Source organism: Nocardiopsis sp. NPDC058789 (genome assembly GCF_042745575.1).
GTDB classification, from domain to species: Bacteria; Actinomycetota; Actinomycetes; order Streptosporangiales; family Streptosporangiaceae; genus Nocardiopsis; species Nocardiopsis eucommiae.
This window is the reverse complement of sequence record NZ_JBHYOW010000007.1, coordinates 63,975-85,648: the sequence shown is the minus strand read 5'-3', so window position 1 is coordinate 85,648 and position 21,674 is coordinate 63,975. Positions and strand designations below refer to the sequence as shown.

Below are 21,674 nucleotides of genomic sequence, written 5' to 3'. Positions count from 1 at the left end.
GGAGGAACAGATGACGCTCTATCTGCCGCGCACCACGACCTCGCAGATCACCGAGGCGCTCATGGCCGAGCGGCTCAGCGTGGGCGGGGGCGCCATGAACATGGTGCTCACCCTGGTCATCGTCACCGACGAGGCCGACCACTACGACGCCGTCCGCGCGGCGACCGAGGCCGGACGCGAGCACCCCTCGCGGGTGGTGGCGCTGATCCGCCGCGACCCGGGGGCCGAGCCGGCCATCGACGCGGAGATCCGCCGTCCGGGCACCTCCGGCCCCGGTGAGGCGGTGCTGTTGCGCCTGTACGGTCCACTGGGCGAGCACCCCGACTCGGTGCTGACCCCCCTGCTGGTCCCGGACGCGCCCGTGGTCGTGTGGTGGCCCGGGCAGGGTCCCGCCGACCCCGCCGCCGACCCGGTCGGGAAGCTGGCGCAACGGCGGATCACCGACGCACTGCGCGCCGAGGATCCGGTAGCCGACCTCCTGGAGCGGGTAGCCCACTACCGTCCGGGTGACACGGACCTGACCTGGACGCGGCTGACCCCGTGGCGATCGCTGCTGGCCAGCGCCATGGACCAGCCGTGCGGCTGGGTGACCTCGGCCAAGGTGACGGCGGAGCCGCACTACCCGAGCGCCGAGTTGCTGGCCGCGTGGCTGTCCGAACGGCTGGAGGTGGAGGTGGAACGCGGCACCTCGCACGGCCCCGGATTGACCGAGGTCCGGCTGACCACCGACCAGGGCGACATCACCGTCTCCCGGGTGGACGGCCGGGTGGCCACACTGTCCCGGACGGGACAGCCGGACCAGACGGTGGCGCTGGCCAGGCGCGGCGCCTCCCAGGCGCTGGCCGAGGAGCTGCGCCGCCTGGACGCCGACGAGACGTACGCGAGCGCGGCCCGTCACCTGGGTCCGCTGCTCGCTGGAAGCGGAGCATGAGGATGACCGAACCGGAGATCGTCCGCACCACCGACGCCCGTCAGCTGGCGGAGAGCGCGGCGTCGCGGCTGGTGAAGCTGATCGTGAGCGCCGAGGCCGAGGGGCGCGAGTTCCACCTCGTCCTCACCGGCGGCGGCGTGGGCATCCAGACGCTGGGGGTCCTGAGGGACGAGGCGCTGGCCAGCGGGATGAGCTGGGGACACGTACACCTCTGGTGGGGTGACGAGCGGTTCCTGCCCGAGGGCGACCCCGAGCGCAACGAGACGCAGGCCTGCGACGCGCTGATCAACGACATCGACATCCCGTCGCACCAGGTGCACCCGATGCCGTCGTCGGACGGCACCGACCACGGTGAGGCGGAGAGGGCGGCCACCAACTACTCGGCCGCCCTCTCCGTGGCGGCTCGCGGTCGCGGCCCCGTGCCGGAGTTCGACGTGTGTCTGCTGGGCCTGGGCCCGGACAATCACGTGGCCTCGCTGTTCCCGGGCCTGCCGGGGGTCCGCGAGGAGGGGGCCGCCGCGGTGGCGGTGCACGACTCCCCCAAGCCGCCGCCGACCAGGATCAGCCTGACCCTGCCCTCGATCCGGAGCGCCCGCCAGGTGTGGGTGCTGGCCTCCGGAGCGGCCAAGGCCGACGCGGTCCGCCTGGGTGTGGCCGGTGGCAGCGTGGACGAGGCCCCGGTGGCCGGTGCGCGCGGCAGTGAGAAGACCGTGTTCTGGGTGGACGAGGCCGCCGCCTCGCAGCTGTAGCGGTGCGTACGAACGCCCCGGCCGGAGTCCCGGCCGGGGCGTCGTCGTTTCTCAGGTGCGGGCCCCCCGGAGCGGGCTCAGGCGCACGGCGGTCTCGATCCCGTCGTCGTGCAGGATGTGGCGTTGCGTGGAGGCGTCGGGGAAGAGGCCCTCCGGCACCTGGGTCACCAGCCGGAGCTGGGCCGTGGCGTGCTTGGACATGGTGAGTCTGCCCGGCAGGTGGATCGCCAGTTCCTCTCGGGCCTCGAACGTCTGGACGTCGACGTGTTCCGCGAGGGCCGCCAACTGGGCCGCGTCCGCCGAGACCGGGACCTTGGCCAGCCAGTGCGGCCCCTCCGTGGAGAACGCCGCCTCCCGTTGGTCGTGGGTCTCACCGGCCCACGTGAACCAGGGGACGCCCTCGACCTTGGCGCCGTGCAGCACGGCCAGGGCCCCGAGGTCCGCCACCGCGGCCCGCACCGCCACGGTCACGGCGTCCCAGTCGTACTGGTCCGGTTGCCCCCGCCGCTTGTCCACGGGAACCGCCTTGACCTCGGCGGAGAGCACCGTCTTCTCCGGTACCTCGCGCCGCCGCACCTCGGGCCAGGAGGTGAGCAGGCTGCGTGCGGTCGTGATCGCCTCGTCCTCGGCCTCGCGTTGGCGGTCCAACGCCTCGGTGTGTTCGTCGAGCAACGCCGCAGCCGTGTCGGGCGCGTCCAACGCCCGGCGGACGTCGCGCACGCTCATGCCGGTGCCGCGCAGGGCACTGACCAGCAGGGCGTCCTGGACCTGCTCGAAGTCGTAGTACCGGTACCCGGTGTCCTCGTCGACCACGGCCGGGACCAGCAGCCCCTCGGAGTGGTAGAAGCGCAGCGTCTGGGGAGAGAGTTCGCTCATCTCGCTGAAATCCTTGATCGAAAGGCTCATGAGCCCAGTCTCAGGGTTGCGGTTACCGGAAGGTCAAGCCGTGGCGCGGCGACGCCGTCCCCGCCCCGCCCGCTCCCGGCGCCACCCTCGACTTCCGTCGGGCATGTGGGCTCTTCAGGTACCGCCGAACTCCCGTCCCACGGGCACCCAGTGCGGGAGATGCGATCTCGGGTCGCTCGTCGGACAGGCCCCGCCTCCTCTGATGAGGCTGGGCGGACCTCATCAGAGGAGTCCGTGGCGTGTCGACGCGAGCGTCAGGTCCGCGAGGTCCGCCAGTACACCGGGATGACGGCGGCGACCACCAGGTGCGAGAGCTGCAGGACGACGACGGTCGCGACGGTCGCCCCCACGGTGAGCGGCGGCAGGAACATCGCCACGGTGACGAGGACCGCGACGACCGTCCACACGAAGAGGCCGCGTCGGCCCAGGAAGCGCTCGGCCAGGGCGAGCACGCCCCATCCGAGCAGGGCGAACACGGCCGTGAAGAGCGTGAAGGCGGGCCACGCGAGGGCCCCGGGCTCCTGCCCCCTGGGCGCGACCACCAGGTCCGCGCCCAGCAGCGGCGCGGCGAGGGCGAGGAGGGTGTTGACGGCGGTGACCACGAGCACGGCCGTCAGGCGCGGCTTCCAGGTCGGACGGACGGGGGTTCGGGTTTCGGTCAGGTTCCGGGTCATGGCTCTTTCCCTGGTGCGATGGGGTACGTGTCGAACCTACGCAGGGAGAGCGAGACTTCCTATGCGTGATCCACTCCGATCTATACGCGATCGTCCACCGCTGTGTACGATGACGCCATGGATGTACTGAGCGACGTCATCTCGACCGTTCGCACCGGTCAGCCCCGTTCGGCGCGGATCGAATGGCACGCCCCCTACGCCACGCGGTTCCCGGAGGTTCCCGGCGCCAAGTTCATGGTGGTGCTGCAGGGGTCCACGTGGCTCCTGACGGAGGGCGCGGAGCCCCTGCAGCTGGGCCTGGGCGACGTCCTCTTCCTGCCGCGCGGCCGAGAGCACCTGCTGAGCAGCTCCCCCGCGGCCGAGGGCGGTGTGGACTGCTCCCGCACCCTGCGTGACGCGGTGACGGGCGCGGACCCCGTACCCACCCTGGTGTGTTCGCGGGGATGGGCCCGCCCCAAGGAGATTCCGCCCGGACCCGCGTTCGGGGCCACCACGGTCGGGGACGGAGACGGCGAACCCAGTTGCGTCACGGTGGGCGGCTCCTACGACGCCAGCGCGTCGACTCCGCATCCGCTGTTGGCCGAGCTCCCCTCCGTGGTGCACGTGCCCGCGAAGGTCGGCCGCGGGTCCGAGCTCCCCCTGGCCGTGGGGCTGTTGGGCCGGGAGCTGGGCGCGAACCGGCCCGGTGGCGACACGCTGATCCCGCACCTGTTGGACATGCTGGTCGTGTACATCCTGCGCACCTACGTGGAGGAGCTCTGGCAGGGGCACGAGGGCGCGGGCTGCGGTTTCGCGGGCGCGCTGCGCGACCCCGGGGTGCACGCCGCGATCCAGGCCGTGCACCGCGACCCCGCCCACCCCTGGAGCGTTGCGGAACTGGGCGAACGCGCCGGGCTCTCCCGCGCCGCCTTCTCCCGCAGGTTCACGTCCCTGGTGAACCAGTCTCCGCTGGCCTACGTCACGTGGTGGCGGCTGACCACGGCCGCCCGGCTGCTGCGTGAGGAGGACGCGCCGATCAGTTCGGTGGCGACCCGCGTGGGCTACTCGTCCCAGTTCGCCTTCGCCAACGCGTTCAAGCGCGAGTTCGGCTGGTCCCCCGGCCGGTACCGCGAGGCCGCGCGGGACCTCACGGAGTCGCAGGTGCCCGCCGTGCCCCCCACACGCTGAGGGTGAGGGCGGTGAGGAACACCGTGCCGGGGAGCGCGTACGGCCCGGGGCCCAGGAAGAGGGAGACCGGACTGGCGCCGAAGGCCAGGGACGAGAACCCGAGCAGGGTGGGCAGGAAGCACAGCACCGCCGCCGTTCCGGTGACCCAGCCCAGCCAGCGCGGCGCTCCGGGGCGCACGAGGGCCAGCGCCGCGACGGCCGTGCCCAGCGTGACCACCAGCGGTCCGACCATCCAGACCAGGTAGCCGGGCCCGATCGCTCGGTCGGCGTCGGCCGCCAGCCAGCCGGTGACCACGAGGTGCGCGACCCCGAGCACCAGGAGCGCACCGGCGGCCGCACTGCCGAGCCACCCCGGTGCGGTCCGCTCCGGACCGCGTTCGGCCCTCACCGCGCCGTTCCGGGCCCGGGCCGACCCACTCTCCGTCCGCTCCACCATGACCGCTCCCTCTTCCGCACCGACGTCCTCGTGACACGAGTCTGCTCGGCTCGGCACGGCCCCACCTCCCCCACTCGGGGGAACCGGGTCCTCCCCGGGAGGGAGAGGTCCGTTCAGAGATCCCCGGGGCAGGAGGCGCCGTCGGCGGGGACCACACCGTCCAGGAGGTAGGCGTCCACGACGCCGTCCACGCAGGGGCGTCCACCCGTGTAGGCGGTGTGGCCGCCTCCCTCGTAGGTGAACAGGGTGGCGGTGGCCAGCTGGTCGGCCAGCTCCTCGGCCCACACGTACGGGGTGGCGGGGTCGTGGCGGGTGCCGACGACCAGGATCGGTGGTGCCAGGGGAGCGCTCAGGTGGCCGGGCGCGAGTTCGGTGTCCGGCCAGGAGGCGCAGGGCAGGAAGGACCAGACCTCGTCACCGCCGAAGAACGGCGACACCTTCGCCGCGCGCCGGGCGCCCTCCTGGAACGCGTGGACGTCTCCGGGACGGGTGTGGTCGGCGCACTGCACCGCCGTGAAGGCGGACTCCGTCGCGCCCGAGTCGTCCCGCCGGGTGACGTGGCTCCCCAGGTAGGCCTGGACGAAGGGGTCCCGCTCGCCGGGTCCGAGCCGGGCCAGCAGGCGTGCGACGCTCTCCCACTGCCGCTCGGTCTTCAGGGAGTCCCGGAGCAGCGCCAGCATTTCGGGGCGGCCGACACTGTGGCCCCGGACGACGACCGGTTCGGCGTCGAGCCCGGCAAGGAGGGCCTCGGCCTCCGACGGGGCCTCCTCCGCACCGGTGAACGGGCACTCCGGGGCCCGGTCCAGGCAGTAGGACACGAAGGACTCCCAGGCGGTCTGTGCTCCCTGACCCTGCTCCACGCCGTCCGCGATCACGCCGCGCTGGGTCTGGAGGGCCCCGTCCAGCACGAGGGCGCGGGTGTTCTCGGGGAACATCTCCGCGTACAGGGCCCCGATGTAGGTGCCGTAGGAGAAGCCCACGTAGCTGAGCCGCTCGTCACCCAGGGCGTCCCGGATCAGGTCGAGGTCCCGGACCACGTTCACCGTCCCCATGTTGGCGAGGAAGTCCGTCCCGACCTCCTCCTCGCAGCTCCACGTGAACCTCCGCGCGGCCCGTTCGAGGTCCCTGAGCAGGTCGTGGTCCACCGCGTCGGCAGCCGCGACCTCCTCCAACGGCCGTTCCATGGCGTCCCACGCCGGACAGGTGAACCCGGCGCTCTCCCCCACGCCGCGCGGGTCGAAGGAGACGAGGTCGAAGGAGTCACGGACCCGCCTGCTGAGCGCGAGGGGCCCGGACTCGAACCGGGCCACGCCCGCGCGGCCGGGGCCGCCGAAGTTGAACACCAGGGAGCCCCGGTACTGGTCGGCCGGACCCTGGGCGGGGTGCCGCACCACGGCGGTCTCGATGGTCGCTCCGCCGGGGTCACCGTGGTCGACGGGGACGGTGACGGTGCCGCACTCCAGCCGCGCCCTCCAGTCGGGGTCGCCCTCGACCGGTTCGGCCTCGGCCAGTTCCTCAGGGGACAGGCACGGCCGCCAGTCGACGTGCTGACCGTAGAAGGAGCGTGCGTGGTCCTGCTCGTCGAGGGGGGCGAAGCCCGCCGTCACGACCAGTGCCAACGCCGCTCCCGCGACCCTCAGAGCCCGCCCGCCCGTGCCGCGCACCCGAACACCCGCCCCCGCACAGAGTCCTCCGCCACCGGGCTCCATCCTCCGGGCGTTCGGTGGTGGATCCGGGCAGAACATCCCGGAGGGCGGGTAAACAGTCCGTCCTGTCGGGTTTTACCAGGCGGGGCAGGACAGCCCCGGCTCCGGGACCACCCCGTCCAGCAGGTAGGCGTCCACCGGGCCGTCCACGCACTCCATGCCGTAGCCGTAGGCGGTGTGGCCCGCGCCCTCGTAGGTGACCAGGGTCGCGGTGTCCAACTGGTCGGTCAGTTCCTCGGCCCAGGTGTAGGGGGTGGCCGGGTCACCGAGCGTGCCGACCACGATGATCGGCGGGGCGTCGGGGGCGGAGAAGCCGGTGGGCGCCTCCTCGGTGTCGACCCAGTAGGCGCACGGCAGCTGTTCCCAGACGAAGTCGGCACCGAAGTACGGGGAGGCCGCCGACGCGCGCTGGGCCGCGTCCCGGTAGACGTCGGCGTCGGTCGGGTCGGCGCGGTCCGCGCAGTTGACGGCGGTCAGGGCGGCCTCGGTGTCCTCGAAGACCCCCGGCTCCTCGGCGGACTCCGGGTCGTCGGAGGACTCGGGGTCGTCGGTCCCCTCCTCTTCCTGGCCGAAGGTGTCGTCGTAGAGCCGTTCCAACTGGAGTCCGGCGCCGTCGACGTCCTCGTCGAGCGCGGCGAGGACCTCCGCCAGCTCGGGCCAGGTGCCCTCGTCATAGAGCTGGAGGCTCACCATGGTCAGCAGGGTGTCACCGTCCACGGTCCACCCCCGGACCGTGGGCGGGTCCGCGTCGAGGCGTTCGAGGAGCTCACCCATGCGGGCGTCGGCGGTGGCCGTGCCGTCGAACGGGCAACGGGCGGCGTAGGCGCACTCGTCCACGAACAGGTCCCAGGCGCCCTGGAAGGCCTCGGCCTGGTCGGCGGCGACCTCCACGTTGGGACGCTCGGTCTCGACGGCTCCGTCCAGCACGAGGGCGCGGGTGTTCTCAGGGAACATCTCCGCGTACAGGGCCCCGATGTAGGTGCCGTAGGAGAAGCCCACATAGCTGAGCCGCTCGTCACCCAGGGCGTCCCGGATCAGGTCGAGGTCCCGGACCACGTTCACCGTCCCCATGTTGGCGAGGAACTCCTCTCCCACGGTCTCCGCGCAGGAGTCGGCGTAGGCGCGGGCGGACTCCTCCAGGCCGGTCAGGTCGGCGTCGGTGACGTCCCCGGCGTCGGCCACGGCCTGGCGGGCGTCGTCCATCGCGAACCAGTCGCCGCAGGCGAAGCCCTCGCTGTCGCCCACGCCGCGCGGGTCGAAGCCGACCAGGTCGAAGGCGTCCTGGACCTCGTCGTCGAAGAGGGGGTGGTCGAGCATCGTGACCCCGGACTCGCCCGGGCCGCCGGGGTTGACCACCAGAGAGCCGATCCGCTGGTCCGCGTCGCCGCTGGCGGGCCGCCGGGCGAGGGCGAGGTCCACGGTGTCACCGTCGGGGTCGGCGTGGTCGAGGGGCACGGTGAGGGTCCCGCACTCCAGGGTCTCCAGCCACTCGGGGTCACCGTCCCACTCGGGCGCCTCCTCCAGCTCCTCCTGGCTCAGGCAGGGCGCCCAGTCGACGCCCTCCGGCCCGGCCGCCGGGGCTCCCCCGTCGTCCGGTGCGGTGCACCCGGCGAGCAGGAGGACGAGCACGCCTCCCAGCGCACTCCCCCGAACACGACCCCTGGTGATCCCCATGCCTCGCCCGCCCCGCCGTTCCGCTCCACGCGCGGCCGGACGGCCGCGACCCCATCCTGGGGCACCGGTTGGGACACCGCGAACGGGGCACCGGTTCCGGAAAGGGACGTGGATCACTCCGGTCTCAGAGCCTGCTCGCGTCCGTGGTGAGGGTTCCGGACGAGTCGGCTCCGTTCTCCGGGTCGACCTCGACGACGAGCGGGTACAGGGGATCCCCGAAGCGCAGGCCCGGGGCCCGGTCCGGTGCGGGCTGGGCGATCCAGTCCACCAGTTCACCGGCCCGGCTCACGTCCCGGCCGGGCCGGCTCAGGGCCACCACGGTGCCCGCGACGTCACAGCGCACGTTCAGGTGGGTGGTGGCCGCGAACACGCTCTGGGCCCACGCCCCCGGGCTCACGTCGCGCAGGGGGCCGTCGGCCGTGCGACGCCGCCTGCGCGCCGGTGCGGCCAGTCCGACGGCGCGGTCGTCGAAGGTCAGGACCAGGCCGGGCCGTTCCTGCGCGGTGAGGAACCCCTCCTCGTCGGCCAGGGAGACGTCCCACCACACGCCGGTCGTGCCCGAGGCGGCCGCCCCGAGCGCCGTGGCGGCCAGGTCGAGCAGTTCCACGTCCACCTGGTCGCGGGCGGGACCGGTGACCACCTCCGCCAGGGGCACGGTGAGGGGCGCGTACCCGGACAGCACCAGCGACCAGTCGATCCGGGCACGGCCCTCCAGCTCCCGCCGGCCGTGGGTCAGGCACACCACGGCCCGGTCCCGGGGCAGTTGGTAGGTCGCGCAGGCGCCGCCGTGCCGGGCGGCCCTGGCCAGTCCGAGGCTCATGGCCTTGGTCCCCGTGGTGATGTCGACGACCACCGGTTGGTCGCCCTTCCGTTCGCGTGCGATCCACTCCTGGACGGCCCGCTGGACCGCTCCCGAGTCGTAGCCGTCCACCGGGTGGGCGGGCAGCCGGACCCGGTCGCGGTAGCCCTCGGAGCGCAGTGTGTCCGCGTCGGCCGGGGCCGCGTCCGGGCGTTCGGCGGCGCGCAGCGCCCCGGCGGCGGCCTCCCGTACCCGGGCCCGCAGGCTCTGGCGCGAGGGGAGGACCAGGGCGCGGGAGGGGCGGTGCGCGTGCAGTGCGGCGAGGGCGCCCAGTCGGCTGCCGCCCAGGGGTGTGACCAGGAGTGGCCCGTCCCTGGGGCCGGGGTGCCGGGCGGGGGGTTCGGGCGGGTCGGGGCGGTCCGGGCCGTCACCCTCGGCGGTGGCGGGCGGGACGGCCTTCGGGAGCACGGCGGGGACCGCGGGCGGTGGGGGCGCGTCGGCCAGGCTCGGGAAGAAGGCGTCCCGTAGGGCAGCGAAGGTGCTGACGCGTTCGGTCAGGTCGTCCAGGTTCCAGACGTGGACGTTGCGGCCGGTGAGCGCCGGGTTGTAGGCGGTGACCCGTTCGCGCAGGTCCTCGACGACGGGGCCGGAGTAGACGAAGAGGACGAGGGTGGCCCCGCCGAAGACCCGGCGGGCCTTGGCCACGGTCCAGCCCGCGCGGGCCACCACGTCCTCGGCCCGGGTCTTGGCCTCCACGCACAGCACCCGGTGACGGTGGCGTACCAGGATGTCGAAGTCCGCGACGGACCCGCCGGGGCGGTAGGGGTCGGCCACGCGACGGGAGCCGAGCACCTCGCTGTCGGGCCGCCCGCCCAGCAGGCCGCGCAGGTGGGAGAGGACACGCGCCTCGGCCGCGATCCCGTTGCGTTCGCTCTCGGGCAGGTTCGGATGGGCGTCCGCGAGGGCGGCGTCCCCTCCGCGCAGGAAGCGGCGCAGCGGCGCGGGGTCGCGGTCGCTCACCCACTGGGCGCCGTGCACCCCGGCCAGGGTCCGCAGGTCGACCCCCTGACAGCTCACCGGATGGTCCGGGCGGGCGGAGTCGGCGCTGCGGAGCAGGTCGCTGTGGGAGTCCAGGTAGAACCGCCAGGCGCGGGCGTGCGGCGGGAGCGACCGTTCGTGGTGCAGCGCGGCGGCCACGCTCATCACTTTGGTGCCGCCCGTGTAGTCGAGGTACCAGGGGCGCTGGCCGAGCGCACGGCTGACGGTGTCCAGGAGACCGGTGACGGAGGCGGGGTCGTGCGGGTCCGGGCCCACGCTGAGGACGCGCACGGACCGTTCCCGGGCGATGCGGCCGACCGCGTCGGCGACACGGCGGGCCACGGGCAGGGTTCCCTCGCTACAGACCAGGAGCAGTTGGCCGACCGGGAGGGTCAGCGAGGAGAGGAGGGCGGGGGTGGGGTTCTGGCCCACGAGGACGACGGCGACTCGGGGTGCGTCCACGGTTTCCCTTCCGGACGCACCGATGCCGGCCGTCCCCCGACGACAGGAACGGGACCACAGTACTCACCCGTTCCGAGAATGGCTCAGGTAACCGGTTTTCCCACCCTGCACGCGGGCCCGCACTGGTAACCGTGGGCACGCACCGGAACCGAGGTGAGCACGAAGGAACGGCACCCGGTGACCACCCCTTTGTCGTCGCGCACGAGGTCGGAGGGGACCAGCAGGTCGTCCCTTTCCGGATGGGCGGAACTCACCACGGAGGAGACGATGAACCAGACTCCCTCGGCCGGGGCGGGCAGTCGCGCCCGGGTGCGTTCCTCCGCGAGCAGCGGCACCCCCTCCACCTCGCTGAGGGGGACCCGCACCGCCTCGACCCGCGCCGGCTCGCTCGATCCCCGCCACGTGCGGATCACGCGGGCGTGCTCGTCGACAACCGTCACCTCGTGCGGCGTCAGATTGACCACGGACATCCAGCGACCTCCCGTACCACTCGTTCCCTGTCGGCCGCCCGCTTCACCGGGACGGGCGCGACGCACCCCGCTCCGAGGCTCTCACCGCCATCTCTCGGACACCTGCCGCTCGCCCGGTGAACACCGGATCAGTGAATTCTGGGGCCGCTGTTACTCGTGACCGTTTTATGGATAACACCGAATCACTTTCTCATTCAGAGCCCATACCGACAATTGACAGTGCGTGCCCGAAGGCAATATTTTGTTGCATGACCTCCCGTTCACGCAGGAGTGTCACCCGCAGGCTCACGACTCGCCACGCGTTTCCCCGGAAGGGCTGGGGGAGCGTCCCGGCCCCGGCACACCCGGGGAGAAGAGTTCGTGAGCAAGCACCACTGCTCCGCCGTGGAACTGTTCGGTTCGGCCGCCTTCCTGCGCGTGTTCACGCGTGTGTTGGGGTGTGGGCCCTGCTCCTCGGACGGAACAGCGCAGGGCTGCGCCGGTCACTCCGAGCAGTTCTTCGACTACGTCGACCTGTGCTTCGAGCACTGCCCGTGCGCGAGGCACCGGGGAGAGCCGACCAGCGTCATCGCCACACGCATGGCCACCGTCACGGGCGGAGCGGCCACGCGGGGCCGGAGCGTCCTTCCGGACGCGGACGCCGTCGGCGCCAAGGCCGTGCCCGAGAGCGGGCGCACGGCCAGGGCGGCCTCCGACGTGCGCGCGTCCGTGGACCGTACCGCCGCGCACCGACTGCGGGACGCCCTGGACGACGTCCGCCGGGACCGCTCGTACAAGAACCTGCGCCGCGTCTACCCGCAGCCCGCGCCCAACGGCAAGGTCCGCTGCGCCTTCTCCGAGCGTCCCCGGCGCTGGGCCCAGCGCCGCGACGTCGCGCGGGTCGCCACCGACGTGGTGGAACAGGAGGCACTGGCCCTGCTGGTGCTCACCGCGGGATGGGGCAACCCCGCCGCCGACCTGCCGGAGGACGTCCACCCCGGGGAGTCGGTGTCCTTCACCGAGGACGGCAGCGCCGTCCCCGTCGCTGACCTGCACGGGCGGCCCCTCACGGCGGTCAGGGAGCCCCCGATGGTCTCCACCGCCACCGGTGACTACCTGCTGCGCAAGCTCTCCGAACTGGCCGCGGGCCGTGACGCCGACCCGGGACGCACCCCGGACCAGCGACGCCGCCTGCACCTGCGCACCCTTCTCCCGGGCCTGAGCGGCGAGGACCTGGCCCGGCGGCTCACCGGAGTACTGGGACGGATGGCCGTGGCGATGCCCGGCCACTTCGAGCTGGTGCAGCGTGCCCGTGGACGGGCCCGCAGCGCCCCCTACACGCCCATCCCCGACCTGCCCGACGAGGAGGGCGGCGACTCCTACGGTGACGGGGACCCGGACCCGTACGGGCCCCGGCGCGAGGTGCTGCGCCAGACCGAGCGGGCGTGGCTGGTCTGGCTCGCCCGCGAGCTGGCCGCCGAGGCGCAGGCCCACCGGGCCGCCTTCGACGCCGACCCGCGCGGCTCCCTGGACGCCCTGCTGTGCCGTCTGCTGGACGAGGGACCCCAGGCGCCGATGCTGTGGCGGGGCGCCCAGGACGACCCGGACCGCCGGGCCGACCTGCTGGAGGCCCTGGCCGACGTGAGCGGCTGACCCGGGCGGACCGGGCCAGGGGGCATCGGCCGGGCGCGGCACCGGCGCTCGCCGGACCGGCGTCCGGCGCCACGGTCGGGCCCGGCGCACCCGAGGAGCGTGCGGACCGGTACCGGTCTCCGAGGTCCGGGACCCTGTTCGACCTCCGGGAGAGGACCGGGGCATCGTGGTCCCCGCGCGCCCACGGGCGGGGGTCGGCTCACCGCGTGCCCGGCACCCCGAACCGCTCGGTGAGCGGTGGCAGCACGGGGTACTCGGCGAACTGGCGCAGGGACATCACCGCGGTCTCCTCGAACGGCAGCCGTCCCCGCCACCGGCTGGCCAGGAGCACGTCCACCACCTGGTCCACCGCGCGCCAGTCGTCGGCGGAACGGTCGCGGGCGAGGGCCGTGGAGAAGGCGTCCAGGAACGCGGCCACCCGAGCGGGAGCGGCGCGGGTCACCCCGGACGTCGGGGCCAGGGAGAGGTCGGCGGCGCGGGCCCGGCGGTCCACCAGGTGGAGTTCGGGGAGCACGTGGACGCTACCCATGCCGAGGGACTTTCCCATCCCGATCCGGTGCGCGTGCTCGGGGTCGCGCGGGTCGCCCCCGTCCACGGGGTTGCCCAGGTACAGGGCCCGCAGGAGGGCGCCGAGTTCGGCGTCGGTCAGGTTGGTGAAGAGGACGCGTGAGCGCAGGGCGAGGCCGTCGCGCAGGGGGACGATGTCGCGCTGGGTGTCCTGGGGCGGTTCAACGTCGGAGCCCCGGGGCAGCACCGTGAGCCCGAGGTCGGACTGGGCGCGTTCGTCGTAGCGCACCGGCGAGCCCAGGCGGGGGTCGTGCCGGTGCAGGTAGGTCTTGTACCCGCCCAGGCGGATGCGGCCCTCGTGCGACCACGTGATGACGTCCGACCGCTCCCCCGGGGTCTCGGGGCCCTGGACGAGGTAGTTGGCGAAGCAGCCGCGCTGCGGGGACAGGAGCCGCACCCGGAGCGCGGCGCCGTCGGGGTAGTCGGGGTCGCCGTCGTCCCCCAGCGCGTCTCCGAAGGACACCCGGCCCTTGAGCGCCCCGGCCTCCCCCGCGAACACGTCGGTGTCACCGAACAGGGCCCGGCACACGTCCACCGTCCGCCCGGCCCGGTCCGGCCGGTCGGGATCACCGTGCTGGGGCCCGAGCACGTCCGCAGGGAGGGCACGGCGAATCGGGTCGTCGTCGCTGACCGCGACCCGGTAACCGCCGGACCTCCCGAAGGAGACCACCCGGCCGGAGGGGTCGAGGTCGAACCAGACGGGTTCCAGGCCGCTCCGGGGCAGTCCGCCGCCCGTGCTCCCACCGACCGGAGGGCGGTCGGGCCGTTCGCCGGTGGTGCCCAGAGTGTCGGGGAAGGCGGCCCGCTGGTACCCGGTCACCTGCGCCGCCGACTCGAACAGTTCCACCAGGGACTCCGGGACGGGCAGGCGCCCGGCGCGCGGGTCGTCCGGGCGGGGGAACAGGTAGGCGTTGCGCCGCTCCTGCGCCGCGCTTCCCGTGAGGACCAGCAGGGCCGGGATCACCCCGCCGGAACCGCCGTGCGCGGCGAGGTGGGCGCGCGCCCCGGGTTCGTCGGGGGCCACGGCGGCGACCCCGCGCCGTCCCCGGAGGTGGACCGCGTACACCCAGCGGTGCTGGAGGCGCCCGTGGTGTTCGTGGGTGGTGGGGACGTAGGTGCCGTCCCGGGGTGGGTCGGGGAACTCGGCCACTCCGAAGTCCCAGGTGCGCAGGCTCTCCCGGAGCACGTCGAAGGACACCTTGAGGCCGCGGCCGGGTTCGGGTTCCAGCGCGGTGGCGGGGACCTCCAGGGCGTACCAGCCCCCGTCGTCGGGGTCCCGGTACAGGAAGCCCTGTCGGGTGCGGTGCCCGGCGCGGCGCCTGCGGTAGTGGTCGTGCTGCCGGGCCATGACCTGGCGGGCGCGGGTCGAGGGGGAGCCGTCAGCACCGCCGGAGTCCACGCGCACCGGTGCCCGGAAGAACAGCATGGGCGTGTTGACCGGGCCGCTCTCCCCGCTGGTGAGCATGCGCAGCGTGTTGCGGACCAGTCCGCGCAGGGTGGATCCGGGGATCAGGGGGAGGGAGCGGTCCCCGTGCGGGAGACGGGCGGAGGAGGCCGCCCGCTCCCGGCCCGGGGCCTGGCCGACGAACGTGGGGGTGAGCGTGGTCAGGGTGAGGTCGATCCAGCCCGAGTGGGTCCCCTCGACGGTGCGGTCGTGCGAGCGGAGCAGGGACGCGGTGTCGTGGTCCGGGTGCAGGGCGGCGGCGGGGACGGGGGTCTCGGCCAACCGGACCAGACCGTAGGGGGCCGTGGCGCGGCGGGGGCCCGCCATCAGCGCTCCCCGCCCCGGGGTTCGACCAGGGTCCCGGTACCGACGTCGAACTCCGGGCCGGTGGGTTTGGATCCGGACGTCAGTCCGGTCAGCCGGTGGTAGGCCACACCCACCGCGCCGGTCACGGGGTCGGCGGCCCAGTACTCCCGGACCGTCAGCCAGGTGCCCGTGCTCTCCAGCGCCCCTTGCGGTCGGATCAGCCCCGAGAAGTCGGTCCAGGCCACCGGGAGCACCGCCTCGGTCCCGGAGGGCTCCCGCGTGACCGCGAGCGGCACCCGCCCCTCCAGGGTGCGGCTGAACTCGGGACCGCCCCATCCCTGGAGCAGGAAGGAGCGGTCGCGGGGGCGCAGCCACTCCGGGGGCCGCTCCGGAGCGTCGGTGCCGACCCAGCCCTCCTCCGCGCCCTCACCCAGGCGGATCTGCGCGTGCGGGCCGAACACCAGCACCTCCAGGACCCGCCACCGGTCGGCGCCGGGGTCCAGCGACGGTGCCGACAGGTGCTCGGTGGGCGGGGCGTCCGACCTCCGCCACCGCCACTCGGGACAGGCACCGGTGATCCGCCCGTCCCCGAGTTCGGCCAGCAGCCACTGCGGGCCGTCCGGGGGACCCGCGGCGTCGAGGGCACGGCAGCGCCGCCCCCGGACGAACACGTCGTCGAGGACCCCGTCGACCTCGTCCTCGGAGAGCGGGCGCACGTCGACTCCGACCGGGGCCGGGGGTTCGTGGAAGTGCGGGTTCATGAGGGGTCCCCCTCGTCGTCGGGCCCGGGTTCTGGGGCACGGGTGATCTGTCGGTGCAGTTCGGGGAGCCATCCACGGGCGGTGGCGGCGTCCGGGCCGTCCGGTTCGGTGAGGGCGCGGACCAGGTCCACCTCGTGGGGTGGTGAACCGTCCCCCTCGTGGGTGGCGAGGACCGCCCGGGTGGCGACCAGGCGTCCGCTGCCGCTGCCCGCGCCCGCCCCGAGGGTGTCCAAAGGCACCGTGGCCAGCTCGCGCACGACCAGGGCGAGCAGCCCCAGCACGGCGTCGTCGGGGGCGGTGACGTCCAGCACGACCGGGGCCGAACCCCCGCTGTGGAGCTCGGTGGTGAACAGGTGCCCGTCCACGGCGTCCCCGAAGAGGGAGTCGACGGTCAGGCGTGTGGTGGTCACCGGGGCGCCGCCGGTGAGGGTCGGGGTGGCGCGGAGACGGATCCGTGAGGGGGCGGGCCGGGAGTCGGGCCAGCGGCCGGTGTCGCCGCCCCACCAGTGGGCGTGCCACTCCGGCCAGCGGGTCCCCTCCCCCGACAGGTGTTCGGCCGCGTCCCGTACCAGCCGTTCCCCGATCCGTTTGAACAGGGCGAACAGGGCGGTGTCCCCGAGGACGGGGAGCGGTGTCGCCTCGCCGTCCCCGGTGACCGCCGGGCGCCGCCGGTGGACGCGGTCGGCCGGGGTCGTGCGCTCGCCCGCGAGGGTGTCCGTCGGGGTGTCCGCGATGAGCAGGGTCGCGGGACGTGGGTCCCGCCCCGAGGGCACGGGATCGAGGCGTTCGGCCACGTGCAGTTCCAGGCGCAGTTCGGCCCGGCGCCGTCGGTCCACGACCACCGCCTCGGACAACAGGGCGGCCGTGGCCCACTGCCCGTGCCCGTTCAGCTCCGCGCGGAGTCCCCCGACCAGGTCCGCGTCGGGGTCGGCGGCGTCCAGGGCCCGGTCGGCCTCACGCCAGCGGGTCGGCCAGTCACGCGCGTGGTAGGAGAACCACCCCTCCTCGTCGGTGAGGTCGTGTCGGCGGACGGCCCAGCGAGTGGCACGGACCGCGCCGAGGCCTCGCCCCGTGCGCCCCCCGATCCGGATGCCCGGCCCCTCGTCCGCCAGCCCCCGCGCGGCGAGGGCCAGCAGGGTGAGCAGTCGGGCCTCCTCGGCGGGATCGGCCGCTCTCAGTCTGAGGTGCGCGGTGAACTCGGTTCCGGCGGGCAGGACCTCCCACTGCCACATGCGCCCGGGGTGCACGCTTCCGGTGGCCGGGTCAACGCGGGTCCCCACCCGAACCGACACCGCCCCGCCCCCGGGAAGGGCCGCGTACGCGTCGTCCAGGTCCAGCGCACTGGAGCGGGCGCCCGCCCCCGGGGCGTCCCCCGATCCCAGCAGCGCGGCGGCACCCTCCGGATCGGCCGTGCGCGCGAGGAGTTCGTGGCGGAGGAGTCCCGCGAGGGTGGTGGCCCGCAGCCGGGGCGCCCCGCCCCGTGGATCCCGGTCCAGTCGCAGGTCCACGTCACTCTCCGCGACCTGCCCGGTCCCGGCCCGGGCCGCGCCGACGTGGGAGTCGGTGAGCAGGCGGAGCCGGACCGCGCACTCCCAGACCACTCCGGTGGGGCCGGGCCCGTGCGGGTCGTGGTCGGCGGTCACGTCCGGTCCTGTTCCGCGCGCAGCGTCCGGGCCGCCTCGGCCAGCCAGGACGACACCAGCAGCAGGGACAGCCGTGCCGAGGCGCGGCGCTCCCAGTGTTCGGCCCGAGCCGAGAGACCGCTCTCCCGGGTTCCGGACGGCAGTCCGTCCGGGGTGGCCAGGTCCACGGCGGCCAGCGCCCTGGCGTAGGCGGAGTCGTGATCGAATCGGGGACGGTTCTCCCGCCACCAGGCGGCGGGTCCCGCGGAGAGCCCCGTCAGCCACGTGTGGACGTTGAGCGGACGGCCCGGTCCGGGGCGCGCCACCCGGGCGCGCTGGAGGGCGCGCACGGCCCTCTCTCTGAGCACCTTGTGGACGGTGTCGCTCTCCTCGTCCGAGCCCTCCAGGGTGTGGCCGAGCGCGGTCAGCGCCTCGTCGGGGGTGTCGTGCGGGCGGACCAGGACCTCGCGCAGCCGCCCGAGGAGGCTGGGGGTGAGCGGCGCCAGTGTGCCCGAGGAGGCGAGGGCACGGGCGTGGGCGCGCACGGAGGCGGCGGCGGCGTTCCACAGGAGTTCGTCGTACAGGGAGTCCAGCTCCGCGTCCCGCCCCGGATCAAGGGGCGTGGGGTCGGGCAGGACCCGCCCGTCGGAGAGGGTGACGGTGCCCGCCCGGCGCGCGGGGAGGGGCGCGGAGGTCGGCACGAGCGCGACGGGGCGTGGCGGGGGCGGCTCCAGCAGGGCGAACTGGCCGTGGCCGTCCACCAGGCGCTCGCCCAGGGGGTGGGCCTCCAGGTCGCGGACGTCGGCGGTCGTCAGTCCCCCGCCCGGACGCAGCCGCACCACCGACCCCGGGGCCGCCGCCCAGCGCTGGGTCATCGGACCCCGGTAGCCCCGGTGGTACGCCCCGACCAGGACCGGTTCGACGTGCGCCGCGACCACCGTGACCGGGGTGTGCGGCAGGCGCCGGGCGAGGAGTTCGCGTACGGCCGGGACCAGGGCGTGCGGGCGGTCCTGACCCTGCTCGCCCACCAGGAGCGCCGGGGAGAGCAGGACCAGGTCCACGTCCTGGCCCGAGCGCGGGGACCGGCCGGGGCCGGTCCGCTCCACGCGGTCGGGGGACAGCGGACGGTCCGGGCACACCGGTTCCACGGTGACCCCGCCGTGGGCGCGCGTTCCACCGGACCCCAGGGTCAGGGTGCCCTCAGCGGCGGTGAGGACCTCGATGACGCGTGCCGCGAGCCCGCGCAGGTACGCGTGGTCGGGGCCGCGCAGCTGCCAGCGGGCCTCGAAGACCTGGCCCGGGTCCATGCTGGTCGTGAAGAAGGGGGCGCCCCGGCCCAGGTAGCGCTCGGCGGTGGTGCGCACGGCCGCGCGCAGGGAGCGGTCGGGGGTGAGCGGGTCCCGGACCGCGCGGTGGGGCACCCCCGGTCGGTCGGTTCCCTCGGCGAACAGGTCCACGAGGGTGTCGCCGTCCTTGCCCGGGGAGTACAGGTACGCGGGCGGGGGATACGCGACCACCGGAACGCCGGGGCGGGCGTGCTGCTCCAACCGGGGGTGCGCGGGTGCGAAGCGGATCAGGTCGCCACGGGCGACCCACGTGCGCAGCTCCTCCTCCAGGCCCGCGCGCCGAAGCGCCGCCGCGAGCATGCCGCGCTGGGCGCGCCCGCTCACCGTGGTCTCGGTGTCGACGCGCAGGGGGTCGAAGCCGGTCCGCACCGCGACGGAGTCGGTGAGCACGTACCGCAGGGGCAGGTAGGCGCTGACGGGTTCGGCCGGGTCCTGGTACGGGTCGGTGTTCACGTCCCGGCCCCCCGTACTGCCTCGGGTGCCCGCGTCCCGCGCCCGGTGGTCGCGCCCGGGTCCTCCGGGTGGGGGCGTCGTCCGGGGGGCCGTGCCAGGGCGAGCGTGGTGGCGCGGGGGTCGGGGTCGTGGGGCCCGGACAGGTACACGTCGACCCGCCCCCGCCCGCGGGTGGAGCGCAGACCGATCTGGTCCGTGGCCAGGCAGGCACGGGCCAGACAGCGCCAGTCCACCGCCCGTGGGCGTACCGACCACGTCAGCTGCGCGGTGAGCACCAGGCCTGGCAGGAGCACGCGATGGGTACGCAGACGGCCCGGCTCCGGCGCGCCGTCCGGTCCGATCTCCACCCCCGACTCCAGGGTGGTGTGCGCGTCGGTGACGGCCCTGCGAAGCGCGGCGCGCGCGGGCTCGGAACGGCCCGCGAGGGCGTGGGCGACGGCGGCGCGCACCGCGTCCCCGGGGCGCGCGTGCCCCACGCGCAGCGCACGGTCCGCGTCGTGCGAGCCCTCCCTGCCGAACACCCGTTCCACCGCCCCCGACAGGTCGGGCGCGACCGTCGCGGCGCCGACCGCCGCCACGCGCAGACGCGCGGCGAGCCGGTGCCGGGGCAGAAGGGGGAGCCCGTGCGCGTCGGTGACCACGTCGGTGTCGGCACCGGTGCCGTCCGCGCTGGCCCCCGCGAACAGCGCCGGGGAGTGCAGGCGCACCACGATCCGGTCCGGCTCGTTCATCGGGTTCCCTCCGTCAGTCCCGGATCCAGGTACAGGTCCCGCACGTCGACCGCGTCCAGGAGCTCACCGTGGGTCCACCCCTCGGGCAGCGTCACGGGCTGGCCGGTCGCGCGGGAGCGGCGGTCCAGCTCGGGGCCGGGGTCGGCGCCGGACTCCAGCAGGGGGACCAGGGCCGAGACCAGCCAGCCCCGGTGGTGGGAGTCCCCGTCCGAGAACAGCCCGCCGCTCGGGGAGAGGTAGCGGTCCAGGAATCGGGTGAAGGCGGACCCCGTCATCGGCAGCGCGGTACGCGCGGGCACGGCGGCCCGGGCGGCCTCCGTGCGAGCGAGGACCCGGTCGACCCCGTCGAAGCGGGTGGTCCACGCCACGGCGTGCTCCTCGGCGGCGGTGGGGTCGGCGACGACCGCCGTACGCCGCCCCGCCTTGGCCAGGGCGCACATGGCCTCGCACAGGTCGTAGCCGAGCGAGAGCGGGGCGCCCACGGGTTGCACCGCGATCCCCGCCCCCACGGTGGGCACGCACGTGACGTGGGCGCGTGCGTCGGCGCCCACCACCGTGCGGCCCGGCAGGCGGACCCGGGACAGCGCCCGGTGCAGCGCCACCCGGGGATCCCCGGGGTCACCGATCCGCTCCGGGTCGGTGTCCAGCCACTCCAGGGCGTACCTCACGAGACTCAGCGCCAGCCGCGCGTCGCAGAGGACCGTGAGGTCGTCCCCGGCGACGACGATGGGCCGTACGGGCAGCAGGATCGGGCCGGGGGGCTGGTGGTCCAGGGTGAGTTCCCCGCCGGTCCCGACGCCGGGAACCACGGGCGGGCGCCCCGGTGCGGTCCGGACCGTGGCGGCCACGGCGCGCACGAGGGCCCGCGCCAGCCCCTCGGTGAGTCCGGCGATGTGGGTGGACAGCTCCCGCTGGGCCAGCGCACCGGATCCGGGCGCACCGGGGACGCCCGCCCTCTCGCGGTACTCCCCCAGGAGCTCCCCCAGACCGTTGACGTCCACGTGCACCACCGCGACCCGGCTCACCTCGCCGTGATCGCGGCCGAGCCGGTCCACCTCCATCGGCAGGGCCAGGTCCGCGTCGAGTCCCGCGAGCCAGGAGTCGCTGTGGGCGCGGTGCCACCGACGGCCGATGCCCCGTGCCCGGGCGACGTCGGCGGTCACCCGCTCGTGCAGGCGTCGGCCCGTTCCTGAGGGGTCCTCCAGGGGCCTGCTGCCGTCCACGGACTCGGCCGGGTCACCGCTGACCGAGCACACGGCGGTGATCCCGTACCCCGGCGCGGGGGTGTGCAGCGCGGACATGTGGCGGCGGGCGCGGCGCAGCCGGACGGGCAGCTCGGCCAGCGCCGCGTCCAGGTCCGGTACGACCGGCTCCCCGGGGACGGGGACGGCCCCGCGCCCGTAGGGGACGAACGCGACCACCGGGGTCAACCCCCCGGCCCGGTCCCGGAGCCTGCGCGTGTACCGCCCCGTGAGGAGGCGGGCCGCCGCCAGGTCCGGCAGCACCAGGGTCAGGGCCCCACCCGCGTCCCGCAGGACCAGGCAGCCCTCGGGGACGAGGTCGCCGACCCCGTGGACGGGGTCGGAGGTGTCGGTGAGTTCGGCCACCAGGGCCGCGCGGCCCACGGCGTCCAGGATGCGTCGGCCGCTGTAGACGAAGGCCTGGATTCCGCGCAGGTCGACGCCGACGAGCACCCCGGTGTCCGGGGCGTCGTCGTGGGGTTCGGTCGGTCGGCGGTCGGGGGCCTGGGTCACCGCGACGGACTCCTCGTGGCCGGGGGACGGCGGGAACGGCGCGGGC

Annotated in this window: 17 protein-coding genes; 4 read left to right on the top strand and 13 right to left on the bottom strand. The window is 74.7% G+C overall.

What is annotated here, in order from left to right; translation table 11 throughout:
* Window positions 1-10: 10 nt before the first annotated feature.
* A complete protein-coding gene (locus tag ACFW3L_RS11905) occupies window positions 11-931 on the top strand; it encodes a glucose-6-phosphate dehydrogenase assembly protein OpcA (protein WP_378739233.1) in 921 nt (306 codons plus the stop codon).
* 2 nt (window positions 932-933) lie between these two features.
* Window positions 934-1,680 (top strand): 6-phosphogluconolactonase, encoded by a 747-nt coding sequence (gene pgl / locus ACFW3L_RS11900; protein WP_378739765.1) that lies wholly within the window; start codon window positions 934-936, stop codon window positions 1,678-1,680.
* 51 nt (window positions 1,681-1,731) lie between these two features.
* Here the strand turns inward: pgl and ACFW3L_RS11895 are convergent, their stop codons facing one another.
* Window positions 1,732-2,586 (bottom strand): MerR family transcriptional regulator, encoded by an 855-nt coding sequence (locus tag ACFW3L_RS11895; protein ID WP_378739231.1) that lies wholly within the window; start codon window positions 2,584-2,586, stop codon window positions 1,732-1,734.
* A gap of 254 nt (window positions 2,587-2,840) precedes the next feature.
* Window positions 2,841-3,260, bottom strand: a complete 420-nt coding sequence (locus ACFW3L_RS11890; RefSeq protein WP_378739229.1) for a DUF6069 family protein — start codon at window positions 3,258-3,260, stop codon at window positions 2,841-2,843.
* A 117-nt stretch (window positions 3,261-3,377) separates the two neighbouring features.
* Here ACFW3L_RS11890 and ACFW3L_RS11885 point away from each other — a divergent pair, with 117 nt between their 5' ends.
* Window positions 3,378-4,427 (top strand): AraC family transcriptional regulator, encoded by a 1,050-nt coding sequence (locus ACFW3L_RS11885; RefSeq protein WP_378739227.1) that lies wholly within the window; start codon window positions 3,378-3,380, stop codon window positions 4,425-4,427.
* Here ACFW3L_RS11885 and ACFW3L_RS11880 read toward each other — a convergent pair.
* The 5 genes from ACFW3L_RS11880 to ACFW3L_RS11860 form a co-directional block, all read right to left on the bottom strand.
* The gene (locus tag ACFW3L_RS11880; RefSeq protein ID WP_378739225.1) at window positions 4,387-4,863 is read right to left on the bottom strand and encodes a hypothetical protein; all 477 of its coding nucleotides are present in this window, start codon (window positions 4,861-4,863) and stop codon (window positions 4,387-4,389) included. The two genes, ACFW3L_RS11885 and ACFW3L_RS11880, sit on opposite strands and share 41 nt — an antisense overlap.
* A gap of 113 nt (window positions 4,864-4,976) precedes the next feature.
* Entirely contained in the window at window positions 4,977-6,482 is a 1,506-nt protein-coding gene (locus ACFW3L_RS11875; RefSeq protein WP_378739223.1) for an alpha/beta hydrolase, read from the bottom strand.
* Between the two features lie 162 nt (window positions 6,483-6,644).
* Window positions 6,645-8,243 carry an alpha/beta hydrolase gene (locus tag ACFW3L_RS11870; RefSeq protein WP_378739221.1) on the bottom strand — a complete coding sequence of 533 codons (1,599 nt, stop codon included), beginning with the start codon at window positions 8,241-8,243 and terminating at the stop codon, window positions 6,645-6,647.
* Window positions 8,244-8,367: 124 nt separating this feature from the next.
* Window positions 8,368-10,542: a CRISPR-associated protein gene (locus ACFW3L_RS11865; RefSeq protein ID WP_378739219.1), complete on the bottom strand. Its 2,175-nt coding sequence runs from the start codon at window positions 10,540-10,542 to the stop codon at window positions 8,368-8,370.
* Window positions 10,543-10,625: 83 nt separating this feature from the next.
* The gene (locus ACFW3L_RS11860) at window positions 10,626-11,012 is read right to left on the bottom strand and encodes a hypothetical protein (protein ID WP_378739216.1); all 387 of its coding nucleotides are present in this window, start codon (window positions 11,010-11,012) and stop codon (window positions 10,626-10,628) included.
* A gap of 360 nt (window positions 11,013-11,372) precedes the next feature.
* Between ACFW3L_RS11860 and ACFW3L_RS11855 the strand changes: the two genes are divergently transcribed.
* Entirely contained in the window at window positions 11,373-12,644 is a 1,272-nt protein-coding gene (locus ACFW3L_RS11855) for a hypothetical protein (RefSeq protein WP_378739213.1), read from the top strand.
* Window positions 12,645-12,843: 199 nt separating this feature from the next.
* Here ACFW3L_RS11855 and ACFW3L_RS11850 read toward each other — a convergent pair whose 3' ends face one another.
* Genes ACFW3L_RS11850 through ACFW3L_RS11825 form a run of 6 tightly spaced genes read right to left on the bottom strand, consistent with a single transcriptional unit; the run spans window position 12,844 to window position 21,628 of the window.
* Window positions 12,844-14,982: a TIGR03986 family CRISPR-associated RAMP protein gene (locus ACFW3L_RS11850; protein WP_378739211.1), complete on the bottom strand. Its 2,139-nt coding sequence runs from the start codon at window positions 14,980-14,982 to the stop codon at window positions 12,844-12,846.
* Entirely contained in the window at window positions 14,982-15,722 is a 741-nt protein-coding gene (locus ACFW3L_RS11845) for a hypothetical protein (RefSeq protein ID WP_378739209.1), read from the bottom strand. The genes ACFW3L_RS11850 and ACFW3L_RS11845 overlap by 1 nt, the downstream gene beginning before the upstream one ends.
* Window positions 15,719-17,365 carry an RAMP superfamily CRISPR-associated protein gene (locus ACFW3L_RS11840; RefSeq protein ID WP_378739207.1) on the bottom strand — a complete coding sequence of 549 codons (1,647 nt, stop codon included), beginning with the start codon at window positions 17,363-17,365 and terminating at the stop codon, window positions 15,719-15,721. The genes ACFW3L_RS11845 and ACFW3L_RS11840 overlap by 4 nt, the downstream gene beginning before the upstream one ends.
* Window positions 17,362-19,143: a hypothetical protein gene (locus ACFW3L_RS11835; protein WP_378739205.1), complete on the bottom strand. Its 1,782-nt coding sequence runs from the start codon at window positions 19,141-19,143 to the stop codon at window positions 17,362-17,364. Before ACFW3L_RS11835 ends, ACFW3L_RS11840 begins: the two co-directional genes overlap by 4 nt.
* A complete protein-coding gene (locus ACFW3L_RS11830) occupies window positions 19,140-19,874 on the bottom strand; it encodes a hypothetical protein (RefSeq protein WP_378739203.1) in 735 nt (244 codons plus the stop codon). Before ACFW3L_RS11830 ends, ACFW3L_RS11835 begins: the two co-directional genes overlap by 4 nt.
* Window positions 19,871-21,628, bottom strand: a complete 1,758-nt coding sequence (locus tag ACFW3L_RS11825; protein ID WP_378739201.1) for a hypothetical protein — start codon at window positions 21,626-21,628, stop codon at window positions 19,871-19,873. The genes ACFW3L_RS11830 and ACFW3L_RS11825 overlap by 4 nt, the downstream gene beginning before the upstream one ends.
* Window positions 21,629-21,674: the final 46 nt, after the last annotated feature.

Excerpts from the sequence above, each read along its gene's own strand:
- ACFW3L_RS11880 (WP_378739225.1), bottom strand. The coding sequence starts at position 4,863 with ATGGTGGAGCGGACGGAGAGTGGGTCGGCCCGGGCCCGGAACGGCGCG.
- ACFW3L_RS11860 (WP_378739216.1), bottom strand. The coding sequence starts at position 11,012 with ATGTCCGTGGTCAATCTGACGCCGCACGAGGTGACGGTTGTCGACGAG.
- ACFW3L_RS11845 (WP_378739209.1), bottom strand. The coding sequence starts at position 15,722 with ATGAACCCGCACTTCCACGAACCCCCGGCCCCGGTCGGAGTCGACGTG.
- ACFW3L_RS11870 (WP_378739221.1), bottom strand. The coding sequence starts at position 8,243 with ATGGGGATCACCAGGGGTCGTGTTCGGGGGAGTGCGCTGGGAGGCGTG.
- ACFW3L_RS11830 (WP_378739203.1), bottom strand. The coding sequence starts at position 19,874 with ATGAACGAGCCGGACCGGATCGTGGTGCGCCTGCACTCCCCGGCGCTG.
- ACFW3L_RS11850 (WP_378739211.1), bottom strand. The coding sequence starts at position 14,982 with ATGGCGGGCCCCCGCCGCGCCACGGCCCCCTACGGTCTGGTCCGGTTG.
- ACFW3L_RS11885 (WP_378739227.1), top strand. The coding sequence starts at position 3,378 with ATGGATGTACTGAGCGACGTCATCTCGACCGTTCGCACCGGTCAGCCC.
- pgl (WP_378739765.1), top strand. The coding sequence starts at position 934 with ATGACCGAACCGGAGATCGTCCGCACCACCGACGCCCGTCAGCTGGCG.
- ACFW3L_RS11895 (WP_378739231.1), bottom strand. The coding sequence starts at position 2,586 with ATGAGCCTTTCGATCAAGGATTTCAGCGAGATGAGCGAACTCTCTCCC.
- ACFW3L_RS11890 (WP_378739229.1), bottom strand. The coding sequence starts at position 3,260 with ATGACCCGGAACCTGACCGAAACCCGAACCCCCGTCCGTCCGACCTGG.
- ACFW3L_RS11905 (WP_378739233.1), top strand. The coding sequence starts at position 11 with ATGACGCTCTATCTGCCGCGCACCACGACCTCGCAGATCACCGAGGCG.